General features: G+C 58.0%; 10 protein-coding genes and 1 pseudogene. 10 read left to right on the forward strand and 1 reads right to left on the reverse strand.

Features of this window, described 5'->3' with window-relative positions; translation table 11 throughout:
- The 5 genes from J4D52_RS10775 to J4D52_RS10795 form a co-directional block, all read left to right on the forward strand.
- Positions 1–1,889 (forward strand): FG-GAP-like repeat-containing protein (locus J4D52_RS10775; RefSeq protein ID WP_207272127.1); only part of this gene is annotated, 1,889 nt, incomplete at its 5' end.
- 259 nt (positions 1,890–2,148) lie between these two features.
- The gene (locus J4D52_RS10780) at positions 2,149–3,663 is read left to right on the forward strand and encodes a TolC family outer membrane protein (protein WP_063431688.1); all 1,515 of its coding nucleotides are present in this window, start codon (positions 2,149–2,151) and stop codon (positions 3,661–3,663) included.
- Positions 3,660–5,816 carry a type I secretion system permease/ATPase gene (locus J4D52_RS10785; RefSeq protein ID WP_063431686.1) on the forward strand — a complete coding sequence of 719 codons (2,157 nt, stop codon included), beginning with the start codon at positions 3,660–3,662 and terminating at the stop codon, positions 5,814–5,816. Before J4D52_RS10780 ends, J4D52_RS10785 begins: the two co-directional genes overlap by 4 nt.
- Positions 5,817–5,835: 19 nt before the next feature.
- On the forward strand, positions 5,836–7,053 hold the full coding sequence (locus J4D52_RS10790) for an HlyD family efflux transporter periplasmic adaptor subunit (RefSeq protein WP_081251659.1): 1,218 nt from the start codon (positions 5,836–5,838) through the stop codon (positions 7,051–7,053).
- A 72-nt stretch (positions 7,054–7,125) separates the two neighbouring features.
- Positions 7,126–8,388, forward strand: coding sequence for a tetratricopeptide repeat protein (locus tag J4D52_RS10795; protein WP_063431684.1), 1,263 nt, complete (start codon positions 7,126–7,128; stop codon positions 8,386–8,388).
- Between the two features lie 218 nt (positions 8,389–8,606).
- Here J4D52_RS10795 and J4D52_RS10800 read toward each other — a convergent pair whose 3' ends face one another.
- Positions 8,607–9,935, reverse strand: coding sequence for an OprD family porin (locus tag J4D52_RS10800; protein ID WP_110721749.1), 1,329 nt, complete (start codon positions 9,933–9,935; stop codon positions 8,607–8,609).
- A 333-nt stretch (positions 9,936–10,268) separates the two neighbouring features.
- On the opposite strand from J4D52_RS10800, the gene J4D52_RS10805 reads away from it, so the two are divergent.
- The 5 genes and pseudogenes from J4D52_RS10805 (at position 10,269) to J4D52_RS10825 (ending at position 20,833) form a co-directional block, all read left to right on the forward strand.
- Positions 10,269–10,601 carry a DUF2790 domain-containing protein gene (locus tag J4D52_RS10805; RefSeq protein ID WP_025810157.1) on the forward strand — a complete coding sequence of 111 codons (333 nt, stop codon included), beginning with the start codon at positions 10,269–10,271 and terminating at the stop codon, positions 10,599–10,601.
- 44 nt (positions 10,602–10,645) lie between these two features.
- On the forward strand, positions 10,646–11,533 hold the full coding sequence (locus J4D52_RS10810) for a LysR family transcriptional regulator (protein WP_158246976.1): 888 nt from the start codon (positions 10,646–10,648) through the stop codon (positions 11,531–11,533).
- 318 nt (positions 11,534–11,851) lie between these two features.
- Entirely contained in the window at positions 11,852–13,174 is a 1,323-nt protein-coding gene (locus J4D52_RS10815) for an OprO/OprP family phosphate-selective porin (protein WP_102677931.1), read from the forward strand.
- Positions 13,175–13,422: 248 nt separating this feature from the next.
- A pseudogene (locus J4D52_RS10820) lies at positions 13,423–13,740 on the forward strand (ATP-binding protein); the annotation flags it as partial.
- Positions 13,741–14,203: 463 nt separating this feature from the next.
- A complete protein-coding gene (locus J4D52_RS10825) occupies positions 14,204–20,833 on the forward strand; it encodes a DUF3320 domain-containing protein (protein WP_063431683.1) in 6,630 nt (2,209 codons plus the stop codon).
- Positions 20,834–20,849 lie beyond the last annotated feature (16 nt).

Below are 20,849 nucleotides of genomic sequence, written 5' to 3' on the forward strand. Positions count from 1 at the left end.
AAGGTGACGGCTACCTGGACTTCGCATTCGCCGGCTCCAATGACAGTGCCTACGTCAAGGTCACCAACGATAAGGGGACGCTGAACTACACGATGGAAAATGGCGGCACCAACTTCGCCCATGAAATCAGTGCAGTCGACGTCAACAATAACGGTACCGTGGAGCTGGCCGGTCACTCGGGCTACGACTGGACCAAAGGCTTGTCGGTCCAACTGAGCAATGCGGACGGTAGCATCGCCTCTACCTATAACCAGGGTGGTGTGTTCCGCCGTGACAGTAAGGACGACAACAGTAACCTGCCGATCTCCATGACCTGGGCGGACTTCAACGGTGACGGTTATCTGGACCTGTTCATCAGCCGTAGCCTGGGTGACGACCGTGCAACCGATACTGACGAAAGCCGTATCTACCTCAACCTTGGCAACGATGCCAACGGTAACTGGCTGGGGATGAGCCAGAACGAGCAGTCGTTGAAATTTGGCGACAGCATGGACGGCGGTGCTTCGTTCGCCGTGGACTGGAACCACGACGGGCAGATGGACGTTATCGAGGTGCCACGTCGCAATGCGTCCAACAGCTCGGCTCAGACAGGCTCGCCTACGGTGTACCTGAACCAGGGCGACAACGTGTGGAGCGGCACGGGGCAGTCCCTCAGTGGCGCGACGGCTTACGACAACATCACCGGTGCGACGGCGGTGGACTATGACTGGGACGGCGCGGTCGACCTGATCATGTACCGTGCCGGCAGCACCAGTGCCGGCCTGGATGCGGATACCGCCACCTCGATCCTGATCAGGAACGAAAACGTGGTGGCCGACGGCACCAGCCTGCATGTCCGTATCCTGGACAAGAATGGTCTGAACGTGTTCTACGGCAACACTGTCAAGCTGTACAACTCGGCAGGGGACCTGGTGGCGACGCAGATCATCAACCCGCAGTCCTCGGCATCGAGCAACAGCCAGGGCCTGGTGAACTTCTACGGCCTGGATGCCAGCGAGACGTACTCGGTGCAGCTGTTGCGCACCGAAAACAGCACCATCAACCATGTGGGGGCCTCGACCTATCAGCAGAACTATGTCAACGGCACGGTGAACCTGAACTGGGGCGGGCTGACGACCGGTGCAGCGCACGATGCTTATGTGCTGACGGCGGAGTCGACCGCGGCGGTCAACGACACCATCGGCGAGTCGGGGATGGTCGGGACCGGCTACAACGACACCTTCTTCGGTACCGAAGGCAACGACACCATCAACGGTGGTGGGGGCTGGAACACCGCCATGGACGGCACTCAGACCTGGAGCGCGACCCAGGGCATGGACGTGGTCGACTACAGTCGTGCCACCCTGGCCATGCAGATCAACCTGGAGTCGGGTGTGGCGATCGGCATGGGGACCGACACCCTGATCAGCATCGAAGGCATCATCGGCAGTGCGCACGCCGACAGCATCACCGACAGTTCGGCCAACAACCGGATCGAAGGCGGCGCCGGCAACGATGTGATCTACCTCAGCAATGGCGGTAATGACACGCTGCTGTACAAGGTGTTGGACGCCAGCAATGCCACCGGTGGCAATGGCAGCGATAAGGTCTACAGCTTCCACGTAGGCAATGTGCTGAGCGACGGCAATGCCGATGTTATCGATGTCAGCGAACTGCTGGGCTACAAAGGCACGGCGGGGCTGTATCAGGACCAGGGCGTGACCAAGCTGGACAGTGCCTCTACCGGGTTGCAGGACTACCTGAAGGTGGAGGTCGTGGGTAACGACACGGTCATCAGCGTTGACCGTGACGGTGCCGGGGCCGAGTTCGGCTTCAGCTCCATCGCCACGCTGGTCGATGTCAAGACCGACCTGCTGACCCTGCTGCAAAACCACCAACTGGTGGTGTGATGTAAAGACCCTTTCCCGGCCGACGGATCGGCCGGGAAAGGTTTGGCATGAGAAAAACGCAGACAATCGTCTGCGTTTTTTTGTTTTCGCCCATCCAAAAATCCGACCTGCAGGAACAGTGCCGATCGCAAGCCTGGCCCAGGTTTTCCGTGACGGACATTGCGCCTTATCAGGTTGTTTTCGCTTTAGGGTTTACCCTACAGATCCCGCCGTGTGGGGTTCTTACCATGGAGACCTTGCTTCATGGAGGTCTACCACAATGCGTTACAAATATTGGAAAGCAGGCCTGATCACTGTTGTATCGTCGATCGCCTTGTTGGGCTTTTCCGAACAGGTGATTGCCGATGCATCACCTCGTCCCCAGGCGCAGAAGCACATCGTCTGCAATCCGCAATGTACACAGGTAAGCGCTTCTCCAGAGCCAGCCCTGCGGCCGGTTCAATCGGTACCTGCGCAGCCTGTATACAAGCAGCCGGGCACCACGGGTAAACGTAGTCCGTTCTCCTATGACCGCTTGCCGGCAATGGACGGCAAGGCCGCACGCGCGCCGTTCGCTTCGGCAAACCAGGCACCGGTACAAGCGGATGATTTATGGCAAGTCGTCTCGCTGGCGGTCAGTCATTACCCATCGATTCGTGATGCGGCGTCGGTTCTCGAGGAGCAACGTGAAGGCATCGACGTTGCACGCGCCGGTTACCTGCCAAAAGTGGACGTGGGCATCAGTTCCGGTCGGCAGAGTTTTGGCAGCAACGGTCAGGCCCTGTCGCTCACGGCCAGCCAGATGCTGTATGACTTCGGCAAGGTTGGCGGAGCTGTCAGCGAGGCCGAATCCAACGTCGTGCTGCAACAAGTGAAATGGCAGGGCGAGATCGACGACATCGCCCTGCAGGCCGCCGAGGCGGTGATCGAGGTGCGTCGCTACGAAGCGCTGGTCAATGCCGCCCAATCGCAAAAAGACCAACTGAAAAAACTGCAGCAACTGGCTGCGCGCCGGGTCAGCGAAGGGGCCAGCACCCAGGCCGACCTGATCCAGGCGCAATCGCGGGTCGAGGCGGCCGAAGCGTCGCTGCTCGCCAGCCAGACCCAACTGAGCCAGCAACGCAGCAAGCTGCGCACCCTGATTGGCCAGGAGCCGCTCAACAAGATTGCGGTGCCCGAGAATCGTTTGGTCCAGGCCCTGGCAACCATTGATCCCAATGTGGAAATGACCATTGGGGTGCAGCAGGCCGAAGCCGAATGGAGTGTCGCCCAGGCGCAGGTCAGCCAGGCCCGGGCCAACGCCAAGCCGACCGTGTCTCTGGACGCGGGCGTCGACAAGTACCTGGGAAATGTCCCCACCGGTCGGGACGAGTACGCCTACACCCTGACCGTCAGCGTCAAGCACAGCCTGTTTGACGGCGGTGCGCCATCGGCGCGGATTCGCGGAGCGGGCCAGGCAGCCCGTGCCGCCGAAGAGCGCATCCATACCCGCAAGCTCGAAGCCCAGAACTCCTGGTTCCGCTTGCAAGAACAAATGGCCGGGCTGTCGAGCCGGATCAAGGTGCTGGGTGACCGCTACAAAAGCATGGTCGATACCCGTGCGCTGTACGAACAGCAATACCTGGCGCTGGGTACGCGGTCCTTGCTCGATCTGCTGAACGCCGAACAGGAAATCTTCCAGGCCCAGACCGACCAGGAAAACTCCCGGCACGATCTTTGGCTGGCCCAGGTGAACTACATCAATGCCACCGGCCACATGCGCAACGTATTCGCTCTGATGGGAGCCTCATCATGACCACTATCCCCAAAGCTGATTCCCCGACCGTTGTGACGGATGTAGCGAACCCCTGGTTGGACGCCATGCTGCAAGTGGCCCGGCATTACCGGCTGGAGACCTCGGCAGAGCGTGTGCGTGTCATGCTCGACTGGCAAGCCGGCCATCCGGCCGATGTACAGCTCAAGCAAATGGCCCGCGACATGGGTATGTCGCTGTGCTTCGAGACGCTCGACAAAGGCATCCTGGACCCTTGGCGCCTGCCGGTAGTGGCTGAGTTCGACAACGGGCAGGTCGGCGTCATTGAAAGTGTCGACAACGGCCAGTTCGCCGGTGTGCGTTTGAGCGGTGAGCAGGGTGTGCTGCAGGCTTTGCCGGTAGACGAAGTCTGCGCGCGAGTGCAACGGGTTCTGCTGTTGCGTCCTGAAGTGTCGGCGCCGGATGCCCGGGTCGACGACTACATCAAACCTTATGAAGCCAACTGGTTCTGGAAACTGGCGCTGCACGACTGGCGGCGGTACTCCGATGTGATGCTGGCCTCGCTGATCGCCAACGTCCTGGCCCTGGCCGCCATGCTGTTTTCGATGCAGATCTACGATCGGGTGATTCCGGCCCAGTCCGAGCCGACCCTGTGGGTGCTGTTCGGCGGGGTGGTCATAGCGATCGTCTTCGAGTTCTGCATGCGTCTGTCGCGCACCCATCTGACCGACAAGATCGGCAAGCGCGCCGACCTGCGGATTTCCGATCGGGTCTTCGGTCATGCGCTGCGCATCCGTACCCAGGACCAGTCGAAATCCACCGGCTCCTTCATCTCGCAGATCCGCGAGCTGGAGCAGGTGCGTGAGTTGATCACGTCCACCACCGTGAATGCCTTGGCGGACCTGCCGTTCTTCTTCCTGTTCCTCGGTGTGCTGTGGTACGTCGGCGGGATGATGGCCCTGGTTCCGCTGGCGATCCTGCCGTTGCTGATTATTCCCGGCCTGCTGGCCCAGCGCTGGTTGGCCAAGTATTCCAAGGAAGGCATGCGCGAAGCGTCGTTGCGCAATGCGATCCTGATCGAGGCGGTCCAAGGCAACGAAGACATCAAGCTGCTGCGCGCCGAGCAGCGCTTCCAGACCCAGTGGAACCACCTCAATCAGGTCTCGGCCGACATCAGCATGCGCCAGCGCTTCATCACCGGTGCCTTGATGACCTGGACCCAGGAGCTGCAATCGCTGGTGTATGTGCTGGTGATTCTGGTGGGCTGCTTCATGGTCATCAGTGGCGACCTGACCACGGGTGCCTTGATCGGTACCTCGATCCTGTCGTCGCGGATGATTGCGCCCCTGGCTCAGCTGTCCGGTGTCATGTCGCGCTGGCAGCAGGCCAAGGTCGCGCGTGAAGGCCTGGATGAATTGATGAAGCGCCCGGTCGACCAGCCCCTGCATAGCAAGATGTTGCACCGTCCGGTGATCCAGGGCGACTACCGCTTCGAGGGCGTGAAGTTCCGCTACGAGCAGCAGCAGAAGCAGCCATCGCTGGAAATCCCGGGCTTGACGATCAAGGCCGGCGAGAAAGTGGCGATCCTGGGCCGCAACGGCGCAGGCAAGTCGACCTTGCTGCATCTGTTGTCCGGCTTGCAGGCCCCCCAGGAAGGAAACGTACTGCTGGACTCATTGAACCTGTCGATGATCGACCCTTATGACGTGCGCCGTGATGTGGGCTTTCTCAGCCAGCAGGCCTCGCTGTTCTTCGGCTCGCTGCGGGACAACATCATCATGGGTAAACCCATGGCCACTGACGACGAGATCATTCAGGCCCTGACCTTGAGTGGCGCGCTGTCCCTGGTGCAGTCGCTGCCCGATGGCCTGGATCACCAGATCCGTGAAGGTGGCAAGGGCCTGTCCGGCGGCCAGCGGCAAATGCTCTTGCTGGCTCGTACGTTGATCCGCAACCCCCGCGTGCTGCTGCTGGACGAGCCGACCGCCTGGCTCGACGAACTCAGCGAACAGCACCTGATTGAAAAGCTGCTGCCGTGGCTCGAAGGTCGCACGCTGATCGTCGCCACACACCGGCCGGCCGTCCTCAAGTGGGTGGACCGCATCATCGCGGTCGACAAGGGCCGAGTGGTTCTGGACGACACCAAACACATCGTCATCGGCCAGATGAGCAAGCCGCGCGCATCCGCTGCCTGATCGCCGAACGGGAGAGATTATGAACATCAAATTACCTTCATCCGATCGCTTGAACCCGATCAATTTCAGCCTGACCCGTCCGGACCTGTTCGAAGCCCACAGCCGTCTTCCGCGGGCATCCTGGTTCATCTGGCTGACCTTCGCCGGCCTCGCCTTGCTGTTGGTCTGGGCGTACTGCTTTACCCTCGACGAGGTCTCCAGCGGCACCGGGAAAGTGATTCCCAGCTCACGGGAACAGGTCATTCAATCCCTCGAAGGCGGGATTGTGGCGCAACTCAACGTCAAGGAAGGCGATGTGGTCCAGGCCGGGCAAGTGCTTGCGCAACTGGACCGCACACGTTCCAAGTCGTCGGTGGACGAAAGTTCTTCCCGGGCTCGTGCCGCCCTGGCAACGGCCACCCGCTTGCGGGCGGAGGTCGAGGGGAGCGACCTGACGTTTCCCGACTATGTCATGGAGGATCCGGCCCTGGTGCGTTCGGAAACGGCGTTGTTCAAGTCGCGTAAAGACAGCCTGGCCAAGAGCCTGGCGGGCATTCAGGAAGCGCTGACCCTGGTCAGGCGCGAGCTGGTGATGACCGAGCGCCTGGCCAAGATGGGCGCGGCCAGCAACGTTGAAGTCCTGCGCCTCAAGCGCCAGGCCAACGAACTGGAAATGAAGGCCAACGATACGCGCACCCAATACCTTGTGCGTTCGCGTGAAGAACTGGCCAAGGCCAACGGCGAAGTCGAGGCCCAGCAATCGGTGACCCGTGGGCGTGCCGACATGCTGTCGCGCCTGACCGTGATGTCGCCGGTGCGCGGCGTGGTGAAAGACATCGAGGTCAACACCGTGGGCGGTGTCGTTCCACCGAACGGCCGGTTGATGGTGATCGTGCCGATTGAAGACCAGTTGCTGGTCGAGGCGCGCATTTCGCCGCGGGACGTCGCCTTCCTGCATCCGGGGCAGCGGGCGACGGTAAAGATCAGCGCCTATGACTACGCCATTTACGGTGGCCTGGAGGGTGAAGTGGTGACCATCTCGCCAGACACCATCCAGGACGATGTCAAACGCGATGTCTATTACTACCGGGTCTTTGTCCGCACCCAAAGCGATTCGCTGTTCAACAAAAGTGGCGAAGCCTTCCCGATCTTTCCCGGGATGATCTCCACCGTGGACATCCACACCGGTGGCAAGACGGTTTGGGAATACCTGGTCAAACCGCTCAACAGGGCTCGCGAAGCCTTGCGCGAACGCTAAGTCTCACCTGTTCCATACAACATCATTTGTACGCAGGGCTGGCCTTCGGGGCGGCCCAGCGAGGACCTTGTCATGGCTAAAAAAGCTCGAAAACCCGGTATTCCGGCAATCCGCAATTCGGCGCAGTTACTGGTCGAAACCGCCGGCAAGCGCGCCAAGGCGCTGCATCAGCAAGGGCGCTACGAAGAGGCGCTCAATGTATGCCAGCAGGCAATCCGCATGACCCCCGGACTGACGCAAGCCTGGACTGACGCAGCGGTCAACTGCTTGAAGCTTGAACGCTGGCAGCAGGCAGTGGGTTATGCCGAACAGGCACTGGCGCGTGGAGGCCATAGTTTTGCCTTGTTCGACGCCTTGTCCCATGGTCATGGCGCTTTGCGGCAATGGGAGGACGTCAGGAAGTACGGCTTGATGGCCCTGCAACTGCGGGATCAGCGTTTCGGCGTGACGCCGGAGGTGCCCCATGCGGCACCGGTAATGCCGCCTTTGCCTTCCACACAAACCCGGGATAAGAACGTCATTGCGTTCTCGTTATTCGGCGCCGATTCCAAGTATTGCGAAACGGCAGTGCTCAACGTGATCGAGCAACCGACGATCTATCCGCACTGGACATGCCGTTTTTATATCGACGACAGCGTGCCGTCGAGTGTGCTCGAAAGACTGGTCGCAGCGGGAGCGCAAGTCATACAGGTCGATGAACAAGCCCACGGCTGGCCCGGCCCTATGTGGCGGTTTCTCGCGCTGCAGGACCTGCGCCTGCACCGAGTGCTGTTCCGGGACGCTGACTCGGTGATTTCGACCCGAGAGGCCGAGGCGGTCGAGGAGTGGTTGCACAGTGATTGCAGGTTTCACTGCATGCGTGATTGCGCGACCCATACCGAGCTGATGCTGGCGGGGCTGTGGGGCATGGTGGCCGGCGCTCTACCGCCATTGGAACAGCTGACGCAATCGTTCTTCAGCGCCGGTGTCGAGTCGCAGCACTTCGCGGATCAGTATTTCCTGCGCCAGTACGTCTGGCCTTATGCACGGCAGAGCCTCCTGCAGCATGATTCGATGTTCGGTTTCATGCAGGCACGGACCTTCCCCGGTGGCCCCATGCCGGCCGATTTTCATGTCGGCTATGCCGAAGGTTCACCACTGTTCAAGGCCCGGGCGGAATGGGCAGATGGCACCCCGGTGCAATGGACATTACTGCTCAAACAAGCGGAGCAAGAGGTCGTGGTCTGTTGCTATCCTGGCGTGGTGAAGGCGGGACTGGTAACCGCGCATATTCCGGCGCGGTTCGCCAGGATGATCAGCCGTGTGGAAGCTGAAATCAGGTTGCAAATGCTCTGATGCTGCCGTGTTAATCCATTAGTTTGCCTTGGAGTTACTCCTTGGGTAGGACACCAGATACGAGTCTCGTTTCCCGCTCCAAATATTAAAATGGACCTCTGAAAAGAGGTCCTTTTTTTCGTCCAAAGAAAAGTCTTTCTTTGGTTTTGCCTGCGACACGCTCTGAAAATATTCACACTGCCATTTGCCAGGCGATAGAGCACGATATGGCGCGGGCATTAAAGAATGCTCAGTGGGTACTCGACGATCAGGCGAAATTCCTCCAGGTCCGACTCGAAGCTGCTGGAGCGTATGGTCGCCTGGCGGATGCGCAGCGACAGGTCCTTGAGGCTGCCGCCCTGCACTACGTACTTGGCTTCGATATCACGCTCCCAGCGGCGCTGGTCGGTCAGCGGATTGCCGTCCGCACCGCGACGCATGTAGACCGCGTTGGCATTGCTGTAGTCGGCGTCGCGGCCTTTGCCGTAGCGGGTCATGAACGACAGGCCGGGGATGCCCAGGGGCTGCATGTCGAGGTCGTAGCGGACCATCCACGAGCGTTCCTTCGGCGAGTTGAAGTCGTTGTACTGGATCGAGTTGTCGAGGAAGATCGAGTCCGACTGGCGCAGGTAGTCGAAGTCGTCGTCGCCGTTGTTGCGCTGGTGCGACAGCGACAGGGTATGGGCGCCATAGGTGGCACCGACCTTGGCGCTCCAGATGTTATTGTCGAACTCGCCGAGCAGCTTCTTGCCTTCGTCCACCGCCTTGTAATAGTTGAACCCGGCGAACAGCGAGAGCTGGTCGGAGACCGGCCAGGTGGCGGCGGTGCCGAAGTAGTACTGGTCCCAGGCGTCCTTCAGGCGGCTGCTGTAGAGGCTGACGCTGAGGTGCTTGTTCAGGCTGTAGTCGCCGCCGAAGTAGGCGACCCAGGGCGAGTCGACCTTGCCGGCATAGAAGGTGGCGAAGCCATCGCGCAGGCTACTGCTGTCGGGCTGGCTCATGCTGTGCAGGCGTCCGCCCTGGATGCTCAGACCGTCGATGCTGGTGTTTTCGAAGATGGTCCCGCGAAAGCTCTCCGGCAGTAGGCGCGAGTCGCCGTAGTGCACCACCGGGGTTTTCGGAAAGACGTCGCCGACCTTGATCACCGTATCGAGCAGGCGCATTTTCGCTGCGCCGCCGATCTTGCTGTAGTTGCCGACGGGCGTGTTGTCGCTGTCTTCCGGCAATACGCCGAAGGATCCACCGCCGCCGCTGCGACCGCGGCCGGAGTCGAGCTTGAGGCCATACATGGCAAAGGCATCGAGGCCGAAACCGACGCTGCCCTGGGTGAAACCGGATTCGAATTTGCCAATCAACCCCTGGGTCCAGGCTTCCGAATAGCTGTTGCCGGAGGGGCTGGACTGGCCCTTGCGATCGTCGCGATTGAAGTAGAAGTTGCGGGCCAGCACGTCGAGGCGGCTGCCTTCGATAAAACCTTCGGGCTGCTCCTGCGCCGCGTTCACGGCCAATGGGCCGAGCCCCAGTACCGCGGAAAACACGGACAGGGACCAACGGGTTTGAGTGCGCATGTTGTTTGCTCCTGGATATGGGCAGCTATCAGCTGATATGTCGCCTGGGGCGTTCTTGTTAGTTGTACTCGCGAACCGTCTGGTTAACGGCTGGAGTCAACATCGATAGTTGCAAACAACAGATAACGCTGAGATGACCTGGTTATTACAAATCAGTAAGGTTGAAGGTTTGAATTTGTTTTTCGTGGCGGCTGGAAGTCTTGTTTTGTATGGGTTTTGCACTTGGGAAAGAGGCGGCTTGAGGTTAATTACATATAAGTAATGTGCGCGTGATCTTCCTGACAGCGGCGGCTGATTATCCTCGTCATAACTAACCGGAACGAGGAAGCAGTCATGAAGTTATTTAAATTGAGTATGGCCGCCTTGGTACTTTCCCTGTCGTCCCTGGCCATGGCCGAAGGTGGCGGCGACCGCACTTTCGAGCGGGCCATGCAGGCGAACGAGCGGGCCATGGCGGCCTATGCGGCGAAGCAGGGCAAGGAGGCGCCGGTCGTCAAGAACTACACCTACGAGACGGAGCTGGATATCAAGAAGGTGGTCAACGTCACCCCGCCGATCAAGTCCTGCAATGTCGTGCCTTCGCGCATGACCTATGAGGACTCGGCGGGCAAGCTCATCACCATCGAATACAAGGTCCTCGGGGAATGCCGTACCAACGGCAGCTGAATGTGCAGCCTATGTGCGATGAGTCGCGAGCATTGGAGACTGCATTGATTGACCGGCATGTGGCCGAGTATTTCCTGACCAGTGCTCGCTGTGCGTGTTTCAAGCAGGCTGCACGCAGCCTGAATATCAGTCCGACGGTGTTGCGCAGGCAGCTGCGACAGCTGGAGGAACGCCTCGGCGGTCCACTGTTCGTCTACCGGCAAAACATTCTGAGCCTGACCCTCAAGGGGCAGAGGCTGCAGGCGTCGTTGTCGGCGCAGCTCGATGAGTCCTTGCCCAAGGCCGGCCGCGCGCCTGTGCCTGTGGTGCGCCTGGCGGTGGCAGACGCCTTGCTGCACGACCTGGTCCTGCGTGATCTGCTGGCATTTCTGCGGCGTAACGCTGCCGTGCGCCTGGACCTGGATGTGTCTTCCAGCCCCTGCGATCCGGGGCGTCCGGTCGACATCATGCTCTGGCTCGCCGAGCCGGGCAGCCCGCGCCCCGACCCCGGGTTCGCGACCACCACGCCCGTCGCCCTGGCCCGAATCGGCTATCAGGCCTGCGTCGCCAAGCGTTATTCGCGAGAGGCGGCATTACCCAGCCAGGCCAGGCATCTGGATGATTACCTGCTGGTGCAGGTCCGTGAGTACCAGAGCGTGGCGGCACTCGAACCCTGGAACCGGATGGTCCGCCAGCGACCCGCGGGAGTGGCGCAGGTGCCCAGCCATGAGCTGGCCCTGGAACTGATCAGGCGCGGTGCCTGTGTCGGCGTACTGCCTGCCTACATCACCGCCCTGGATAACAACCTGGTCGCGCTCCCTGAGCTGTTCCAACAGAAGATGGAGCGCAGCGCCTGGCTGAGCACCCATGCGCAGTCGGCCAAGCGGGGGGAAGTCCAGGCGCTCGTGGCGCTGATTCGCCAGACGTTCAACGATCGGCAAGAGTGGTTTTGAGTCGACCTGGGGAGAGCATTTTTCAGCGGCGCTGCCAGGGGGCGTTTTCAGTGCCTGTTCGAACTTTTTTAAAAGTGCAATGTTTCTGACATATCGGTGCCGGGTAACGGCAAGGCGGTTTTTTTGTGAGATGCAGGTGTTTCCGAGGGGGCGAGGAAGAACAATATTGCGTCTGCTTAGTTGTCATTGAAATATCTTTTTAATAAACAAAAAGTGTCATGTGAGATTCCCAGGATCGCCCAGGGTCAACCTGATTCAGTTATTGAATTTATTTGTTACAGGTTGCCGCCACACTAAAAGCCAAATCGGGAGTCTCGAATGTTTATTAAAAAGCTCTATATGGGGTTGGGGAACAGTATTGCCTGGAGTCTGATCGGCGCATCGCTGTCAGCGACGGTCCAGGCCGGCACCGTGACCACTGATGGGGCCGACATCGTATTGAAGACCAAGGGCGGTCTGGAACTGGCAACCACTGACAAGGAGTTCAGTTTCAAGTTGGGTGGCCGAGTACAGGCGGACTATGGACGCTTCGATGGCTATTACACCAGGAACGGCAACTCCGCCGATGCGGCTTACTTTCGCCGGGCCTATCTTGAGTTGGGCGGCACGCTCTACCGGGACTGGAAGTATCAGATCAACTACGACTTTTCCCGTAACGTGGGCAACGACAGCACGGGTTACTTCGACGAGGGTAGCCTGACCTATACCGGCTTCAATCCGTTGAATCTGAAAGTGGGGCGCTTCTATACCGACTTCGGCATGGAAAGGGCTAACAGTTCCAAGTGGGTCACTGCCATGGAGCGCAATTTGTCCTATGACCTGGCGGAGTGGGTCAACGACAACAACGGCATGGGGCTACAGGCCAACGCTGTGGTGGGGGGCATGGCCTATCTGTCCGGCAGTGTGTACAGCGAGAACAACAACGACACCGATGGCGACAGCGTCAAGCGTTACAACCTGCGGGGCGTGTTCGCGCCGCTGCATGAGTCCGGCAATGTGCTGCACCTCGGCGCCCAGTTCGCTTATCGCGACCTCAAGGACAGCGCCGTCGATACCCGTATCCGTTCGCGCATGGGCATGCGCGGGGTGGAGACCAACGGCGGCAACAACGCCGGTAGCAATGGCAATCGCGCGGTGTTTGGCGGCACTACGGCGCAACAGGGCTTATGGGCGGACGATTCGGTCTGGGGCGTCGAGGGCGCCTGGGCCATGGACGCTTTTTCCGTCCAGGGCGAATACCTGAGCCGGACGCTCAAGGCCGACGCGGCGCAAAGCGACATAAAGGCCTCGGGTTATTATGCGCAACTGGCCTACACCCTGACCGGGGAGCCGCGCATCTACAGGCTGGACGGTGCCCGGTTCGATACGATCAAGCCGCAAAACAAGCAGTGGGGCGCCTGGGAGCTGTTCTACCGCTACGACTCGATCAAGGTCGAGGATGACAATGTGGTCGTCAGCACCGCCACCCGCCAGGTCGGCGATACCGAGGGCAAGGCCCATACCCTAGGGGTCAACTGGTACGCCAACGAGGCGCTGAAACTCAGCGCCAACTACGTCAAGGCACGTACCGATAACATCAGCAATGCCGTGGGCGACGACACCGGCAGCGGCATGGTCATGCGCGCGCAATACCAGTTCTAGAGCCCTGACCTGTACACCTTGGATGAAGGGCAACGCCTTCGCGGGATTTCTCGCAAGGGCGCTGCCCGAACCGGCAAAAGATTCGAGCGTCGTCCTGACGCTTGTCTGATACGTGCAATGCGGCCCGCCCAAAACCAGGCATCCAGGATCTGCATGGAGGATGCATAGGCGTGGCCTTACCTATAAGTAATATTCGCGGCAGCTTTCTGAAAGGCATCGCTGGTTACTCTTCAGTCAAGTTTCTGTATTTGCTCTCGAATGCGCTTCGGTACACCTCCGAAGGGAAGTGCATTCGTGTCGATATCCAGCAGAAAGGAACTTCAATAGTGGTTGTGGTGGAGAACCCTGGAGAGCCCATCGCTGTTGAGCACCTTGAAAAGCTGTTCGATCGATTTTATCGCGTCGATTCGGCGCGACGAGAAGGAAGCCCAAGCAACGCCAGGCTGAGTTTATCTATCACTCGATCAATCATCGAAGCGCATGACGGCAAGATGTGGTGCACGTCTTCAAATGGCAAAGCAGCCTTTCATATAGAGCTGCCTGGCGCGGACGTAAAACAGGCCTGAGGCACCTTACATAGATGTAAGAAAACGGCAGGTTGATGTGTGCCCATATAGGCGTGTATCGAATGAGCGGGAACTCTTGATGCATGGCGCAGGAGGCCTAGTGTCAGGCCATCAGTGGCCAGCAGTGGTTTTAAGTTCTGTTTTTTCGGCGTCCCTTGGTTCAAGACTTGTTTGGAAGTCGCGCCTTGGCATGACGTGTTTTTTTACTAGAGCGGATTTTGAAGCAGGACGCTTTTCCCTTCGATAATCCACGGTGGTCTTGCTTAGTCACCCAGAGGTTTTTTGCTCCTTTCCCTTTTGCCACGCTGGAGCGTATCTGACTTGCTGAAGCGGAGATTGGCGACTAAAGGCCCATTACGGCTGTGAGCAGACAGGCTATCATCTCGCCATCAGCTCAAGCGGGGCCCAATTGACCGGGCATTCGCCTGCACTCCCTTGGGCATTACGACAAGGATAGTTGCGCATGGACGACATCGTTCAGTCTGTCACTCCCCTCGAAGAACAGCCCAAAGAGATCAAGATCCTCGCCACTTTAGTGGCGAAGCTGAACCTCGCAGATTTCCAGAACGCCATCCCGGTGATTCGAGAGCTTCGTATTTCGAATGAGACGAGTTATCGCTTCGTCAACGCCACCCTCACACTTACTTCATCTCCTGAGATATTCAAGTCGAAGGTTTGGCGAATTGATGAGATCGCTCCTGACACCTTTCGAGTGATACCAGGCCTTGATCTGGTTCTGGATGGTCCTCTGTTGACCCGTCTGACAGAAGCCGAGATGTCCACCTTCACGTTTGTTCTTGAGGCCGATGACAAGGAAACTGAGGGTGGCCGGAAAGAAGTTGCTCGGCTTGAGCAAATTGTCGATCTTCTTCCCAGGAATCAATGGGGCGGCCTCAGGCATATCCCAGATATGACCGCTGCTTTCGTCCAGCCCAATGATGCAGCTGTAGAGCGTTTGCTTAAGCAGGCCGCTGAGCTGCTTCGCCTGAGCGATAAGTCATCTGCCCTCAATGGTTATGAAGATGGTCCCAAGCGTGCTTGGCAGTTGGCTTCGGCAGCCTGGGGGGCAGTGGCACGGATGAAGCTGGACTACGCATTACCGCCAGCGAGCTTCGAACAGTCAGGACAGAAGGTTCGCAGCCCCAGCCAAATTGCCGATTCCGGCTTGGCCACTTGCCTAGACCTCACTCTGCTCTTCTGTGCTGCATTGGAGCAAATTGGCCTCAACCCGGTTATCGTCTTCACCCGTGGACATGCGTTCGCAGGTTTGTGGCTCAAGCCTGAAGAGTTCACGACTACGTTAGTGGATGACGTCACTGCTGTGCGTAAGCGTGTGAAGCTCCAAGAGCTTGTGCTGTTTGAGACCACTCTGATTACTCACAATCCAATACCTCCATTCTCATACGCAGTAGAGCAGGGCAGCAAACAGATAGCTGAAGACGCTGAAAGCGACTTTGAAATGCTGTTGGATATTCGTCGTGCTCGTTTGCAACGCATCAAGCCGCTAGCCAGTTCAGAGGCACAGATAGCGCGTGTAGCTATTGCTGAGTCAGATGAAAACTCATCGTTGTTGGTCGAGGAAGGACTCGACATTTCGGACGATAGCGGAGAGGTTCAGATTGAGGATCTTTCCAAGCTTGACCCGGCAGATCGTCTCGGTCGGTGGCAGCGCAAACTTCTAGATCTTTCACTCCGAAACAACTTGCTCAACTTCAAAATGGGTAAGCGGGCGCTGAAACTTGAGTCTCCTGATCCCGGAGCCCTGGAGGATATCCTCTCCAGTGGACAGGCATTGAAACTGTTGACCAGACCTGACCTCATGGATGGAGCAGATCCGCGCGAGCGTGCGCTCTATGAGCAGCGTGAACGAGAGGATGTTCGTCGCCGTCATGCTGAGGATGCCCTGAAGCGCAAAGAAGTGTTTGTAGCACTGACTGCCACGGAGATGGATGTTCGACTTACCGAACTCTATCGAAGTTCTCGAACCGCGTTACAGGAGGGTGGTTCCAACACCTTGTTCTTGGCCATCGGTTTCCTGAGCTGGACGCGAGAGGATAGGGCTGGCCAGAGGTATCGTGCGCCCTTGGTCTTAGTGCCAGTAACCCTGGAGCGCAAGAGCGCCCGTTCCGGTTTCACCATGGTGCTGCACGATGACGAGCCACGCTTTAACCCGACGCTGATTGAGATGTTGCGTCAGGACTTCGAGCTTGGCCTCGGATCGCTAGAGCACGAGCTGCCGCGGGATGATTCGGGCCTGGACATCGCAGGCATCTGGAAAAAGGTCGGTCATGCGATCAAGGACATCGCTGGATGGGAGTTGAGTGAGGACGTTGTGCTCTCGATGTTCTCTTTCGCCAAGTATCTCATGTGGAAGGATCTTGCCGAGAACGCAGAGCACCTTCGGCAGAGTCCTGTTGTCCAGCACCTGCTCGATACGCCGCGAGACTCGTTCATCTCTGACGCTCCTTTCCCCGAAGCTGAGTCGCTGGATCGCGACTACGGCCCCACCGACGTGTTCTGCCCGCTGCCATCGGACTCATCCCAGCTTGCTGCAGTGATGGGCGCGGCAAAGGGGAAGGACTTCGTTCTTATAGGTCCGCCGGGTACCGGCAAGAGTCAGACAATTTCCAACATGATCGCCCAGTCGATAGCCCAGGGGCGGCGTGTGCTTTTTGTGTCAGAGAAAATCGCGGCCCTGGATGTTGTGTATAGGCGTTTACGTGAGATTGGCCTCGGTGAGTTCTGCCTCGAGCTTCACTCCAGTAAGGCTCGAAAGACTGATGTCCTGGCTCAATTGCAGTCCGCTTGGGAAGCGAAGGGGCAGGTCGACTCTGCCGCGTGGGAAGTGGAAGCGCAGCGACTCGCCTCAATTCGAGATAGCCTCAATATTTACGTCGAGCGTCTGCACCGTCGGCATCGCAACGGTTACTCCATTTACGATGCGATTGGCGTGGTTACATCAGGTACTGATGAGCCAGTAGCTCCGCTCGGCTGGGCATCCCCTGACGTACATGACCAGAAAGCCATACTCGAGCTCCGAGAGCTGGGTGACCGTCTTGAGGTCAATGCTCAAGCCGTGGGTTATGGTCAGTTAACTGGCAACGCCTTATCGGCTGTTGGCCAGGCAGAGTGGTCGCCTCATTGGCAGCAGCAATTCGTACAGGCCGCCCGTGATGTACTTCCCGCTGTCCTTGAAATACAGCGATCTGCCGATCGCTTCGTTGAGTTGTCCGGACTGCCTGCTACGACATATACACCTTCTACCCTTGAGGGGTTGTCGATACTCTCGCAAGCGCTACCTACCGCTGCAGGCCAGGATTGGCGCTTCGCTTTGCGACCGGATGCCCGCTCATTGTCTCAGCGCCTGAGTGACGGTTGTGCCTGGGTCGAACAGCATCGTGACATCAATGCCAAGCTCTCACCTATTTGGTCTACCCGCGTTGTTTCTGAAGTCAAGCGTGGTATCGACCTTCTGAAGCAACGTCGCGCTACCTTTGCAGAGCTCGGCCCCACCTGGTCGCAAACCGCTACTGAGGTACTTCACCAAGCGTTGGAGATGCTGAGTCAGATTGACGGTCTTAAGCAGCAGCTAACAGTTAACTATGGAGACGCAATTGAGGCTCTAGATGTAGAGCTCCTGCAGCGCGAGTGGAAAGAAGCAGAGGAGGCTTTCTGGCCTAAGTCTTGGTTCGGCAAGCGCCGGATTGCCGGTGTAATGACCTCGACTCAGACCGCCACCGATGAAGCAGATGTCGGTAAGGATCTCACCACATGGACTGAGATCCGCTCGGTACGTAGAGCGATTGATGAACTGGAACCGGGTCATGAGTGCGTTGCTGTTTGGCACGGTGCGAAATCTGAAGCGGCCCACCTTGCAGCGGCAATCAAGCTGCAGGAGGCCATCAGGCATCAGAAGGATGATGCTACTTGGGTGGATGAGGAGTTCCAGCTGATTGAGCAAGGCCACCTTGGTGAAGCTTTGAAGGCAGAACTCATCCGGCTGCGTACTATCACTCGTCTTGGTATTGATCTTGGCGAGCTGGCAGATCTGAGTGCTGATACTGGTGAACTTTGGAAAGGCCTGCACACCGACACCGAGTTGCTGACCGCAGCGCTACGCTTCCAAGCTGAACGACGTGATATTGAGGAGCGTGGCCGTCTGGTTGACGATCACCCTCAAGTGGAGGAAGGCTGCTGCGGATCTTCCTTGAAAGGTGACTTCGAGTTACTGAAACAAAGGGCGGCAATTGAGCGAGACCTGTCGGAACTGGCCGACCTGCGTGAAGTTATTCCACTCTGGAACGATTTGAAGACAAAGGTCGAGCCTGCTCGACAGGCGATTGAGTTCCAGGGCCGGCTGGCCATCGCGATTGCCAAACTAGCGCTCAATCCTGAACAAGTCGCTGGTTATAAATCGCCGCTTCAAACTCTGCTGGGGGATGGCAACGCACTACTAGAACCGGAGGGTGCCATTGCTATTGCGGGCGTCAGTCTTCGCGAGAAGCTTGAGCAGCTAGGCGGCCGGTCAGAACACTTGATGGCAGTAGGGCACTTTACTGAGTCGGGTGTCAACGAAGCAGTTGATCTGGGTCTGAGTGAGCTCAAGCAAAACTGCGAAGTTGTTGTCTCGTCCGAATCACGACTCAAGGCATGGTGTGCCTGGCGTAAAGTTCGCGACGAGGCATATGCCGTTGGCTTGGCACCGATTGTTCAAGCGATGGAAACCGGCTCTATCTCCTCAGGTAAAGTCCGTCGCGTACTGGAAGTTAACTATGCTCGCTGGTGGCTGAACACCACGGTGGACAACGAGGAAGTGATCCGGACATTCGTCAGCGTCGAGCACGAGCAGCGCATTCGCGATTTCCGGACATTGGATGATAAGTTCACAGCGTTGACCAAGGATTGGCTTCGTGCCCGCTTGTGCGCGGATCTTCCAAGCCAAGACAGCGTGAGTCGTTCTTCGGAATGGGGGCTGTTGCGTCACGAGATGGGCAAGAAGACGAAGCACATCCCATTGCGTGAGCTAATGAATCGTGCACCGGAGGCGCTGACCAAGCTGACACCGTGCTTGCTGATGAGTCCGCTATCCATCGCCCAATACCTGCCTCCTGCTTCCAGTCCGTTTGACCTCGTGATCTTCGATGAGGCCTCTCAGATTCCTGTTTGGGACGCTATCGGTGCAATGGCTCGAGGGCGTCAGGTAGTGATGGTAGGCGACCCCAAGCAACTTCCGCCTACGTCCTTCTTTGACCGAGCTGAGTCGACTGCTGATGACGAGGATGTTGAGGCTGATTTGGAGAGCATCCTGGACGAGTGTATCAGTGCGAATCTCCCAATGCGTAATCTCAACTGGCACTACCGTAGTCGTCATGAAAGCCTGATTGCCTTCTCGAATCAGCGCTATTACCAGTCTAAGTTGGTGACCTTCCCATCGCCGTTTACAGCTGATAAAGCGGTAAGGCTTTGCCCTGTCGCGGGTGTCTATGACAAAGGCGGGTCGAGGACAAACTTGATTGAAGCACGAGCTTTGGTTGCTGAGCTGATCACTCGTCTTCAGTCACCAACGTTCCGTGAAAGCAGGCGAACCGTGGGGGTTGTAACCTTCAATGGCGAGCAGCAGAAACTCATCATGGACATGCTGGATGAGGCATGCCGGAAGGATCCTTCGTTGGACTCTTACTTCTCTGAGTCCGAGCTTGAACCGGTGTTTGTCAAGAACCTGGAAAGCGTTCAGGGTGATGAGCGAGACATTATCTACTTTTCGACCACGTACGGGAAAGATGCTGCGGGCGTTCTGTCCATGAACTTCGGACCGATGAACCGTCCCGGTGGCGAACGTCGTTTGAACGTAGCCATCACTCGCGCCCGTCAGGAGCTGGTAGTGTTCTCGACCTTACGTCCAGAGCACATTGATCTGGCTCGCACACAGGCGGTAGGTGTGCGTGACTTGAAGCACTTCCTGGAATTCGCTGAGCGTGGCCCTCGTGCCCTGGCGGAGGCGAATTTTGGAAGTGTTGGTGGCTTTGATAGCCCGTTCGAGGAAGCAGTCGCAGCCGCGCTTGCAAAGAAGGGCTGGCAAGTACACACGCAGATTGGCGTATCTTCGTTCCGTATTGACTTGGGGGTCGTTCACCCAGACGCACCAGGTCGGTTCCTTGCTGGAGTGGAGTGTGATGGAGCCACCTATCACCGTAGTGCCACCGCTCGAGATCGTGACAAACTCCGTGAATTCGTACTGCGGGGACTTGGTTGGGAGATCGTACGGATTTGGTCAACGGATTGGTGGGTTGATGCCGTTGGGACGGCCGAGAAGGTTCATCAGCGCTTGAATGAGATCTTGGCTGAATCGCGTGCCAAGCAGGCGGTCATCGATGCTGCGCAAGAGGCCGAGCGGCTGAAAATAGATGCAGCTGTTGCCAAGGTAATTGAGGTTGTAGATCAAGTAAGCGTTGTAGTGGCGGAAGAGACCGTCCCCGTTGCCAATGACCTTGAAGGCGCACTACCGGAGTTGAAATACGCCAAGGCGGCGACAGTAAGCGTTGCTGAAGAAGTGGTTGCGTTTGCCCCTGTGCTGAATCATCCCCTATACAGGGAAACAGACCCAAGCCAAGCAGTCGAAGGTGTCGATCCAGATCGTTTCTTTGATCCGAGCTATACGCCCACTCTGGAGCAGATGATTGCTTACGTAGTGTCTGAAGAGGGGCCGGTACTGGACACCGAGCTAGCGAGGCGTATTGCTCGGGCACATGGTTGGGTTCGGACGGGCTCACGTATACGTGATCGCGTTGATCAGATCGCTCGTTCGCGGTTCAGATCTCACGAGGAAGAGCAGATTGGCTTCTTCTTCTGGCCTGCTCATCTCGAAACAGACACCAGTGTCGTGTTCCGTAGAGCGGGTGACGATGACTCTACTCGAGGGCTTGCTGAGATTTGCCTTCCAGAGTTGTCTGCTCTTGCTGAGGAGATGGCTCTAAGAGGCCATGAGGGCGAAACTTTGGTCTATGCAGTTGCTAAAGAGGCGGGTGTTAGCAAACTTGCTCATGCAGGTCGATTGAGGATCGAGAAAGCTATTCGCCAAAAACGCGAATACTAATAGCACTCATTGTAAG

Origin of the sequence: Pseudomonas sp. GW460-12-10-14-TSB1, from assembly GCF_017349775.1 — a bacterium.
Lineage (GTDB): Bacteria > Pseudomonadota > Gammaproteobacteria > Pseudomonadales > Pseudomonadaceae > Aquipseudomonas > Aquipseudomonas piscium.

Coding starts and splice junctions, on each gene's coding strand:
- J4D52_RS10780 (WP_063431688.1), top strand. CDS start 2,149: ATGCGTTACAAATATTGGAAAGCAGGCCTGATCACTGTTGTATCGTCG.
- J4D52_RS10785 (WP_063431686.1), top strand. CDS start 3,660: ATGACCACTATCCCCAAAGCTGATTCCCCGACCGTTGTGACGGATGTA.
- J4D52_RS10790 (WP_081251659.1), top strand. CDS start 5,836: ATGAACATCAAATTACCTTCATCCGATCGCTTGAACCCGATCAATTTC.
- J4D52_RS10795 (WP_063431684.1), top strand. CDS start 7,126: ATGGCTAAAAAAGCTCGAAAACCCGGTATTCCGGCAATCCGCAATTCG.
- J4D52_RS10800 (WP_110721749.1), bottom strand. CDS start 9,935: ATGCGCACTCAAACCCGTTGGTCCCTGTCCGTGTTTTCCGCGGTACTG.
- J4D52_RS10805 (WP_025810157.1), top strand. CDS start 10,269: ATGAAGTTATTTAAATTGAGTATGGCCGCCTTGGTACTTTCCCTGTCG.
- J4D52_RS10815 (WP_102677931.1), top strand. CDS start 11,852: ATGTTTATTAAAAAGCTCTATATGGGGTTGGGGAACAGTATTGCCTGG.
- J4D52_RS10825 (WP_063431683.1), top strand. CDS start 14,204: ATGGACGACATCGTTCAGTCTGTCACTCCCCTCGAAGAACAGCCCAAA.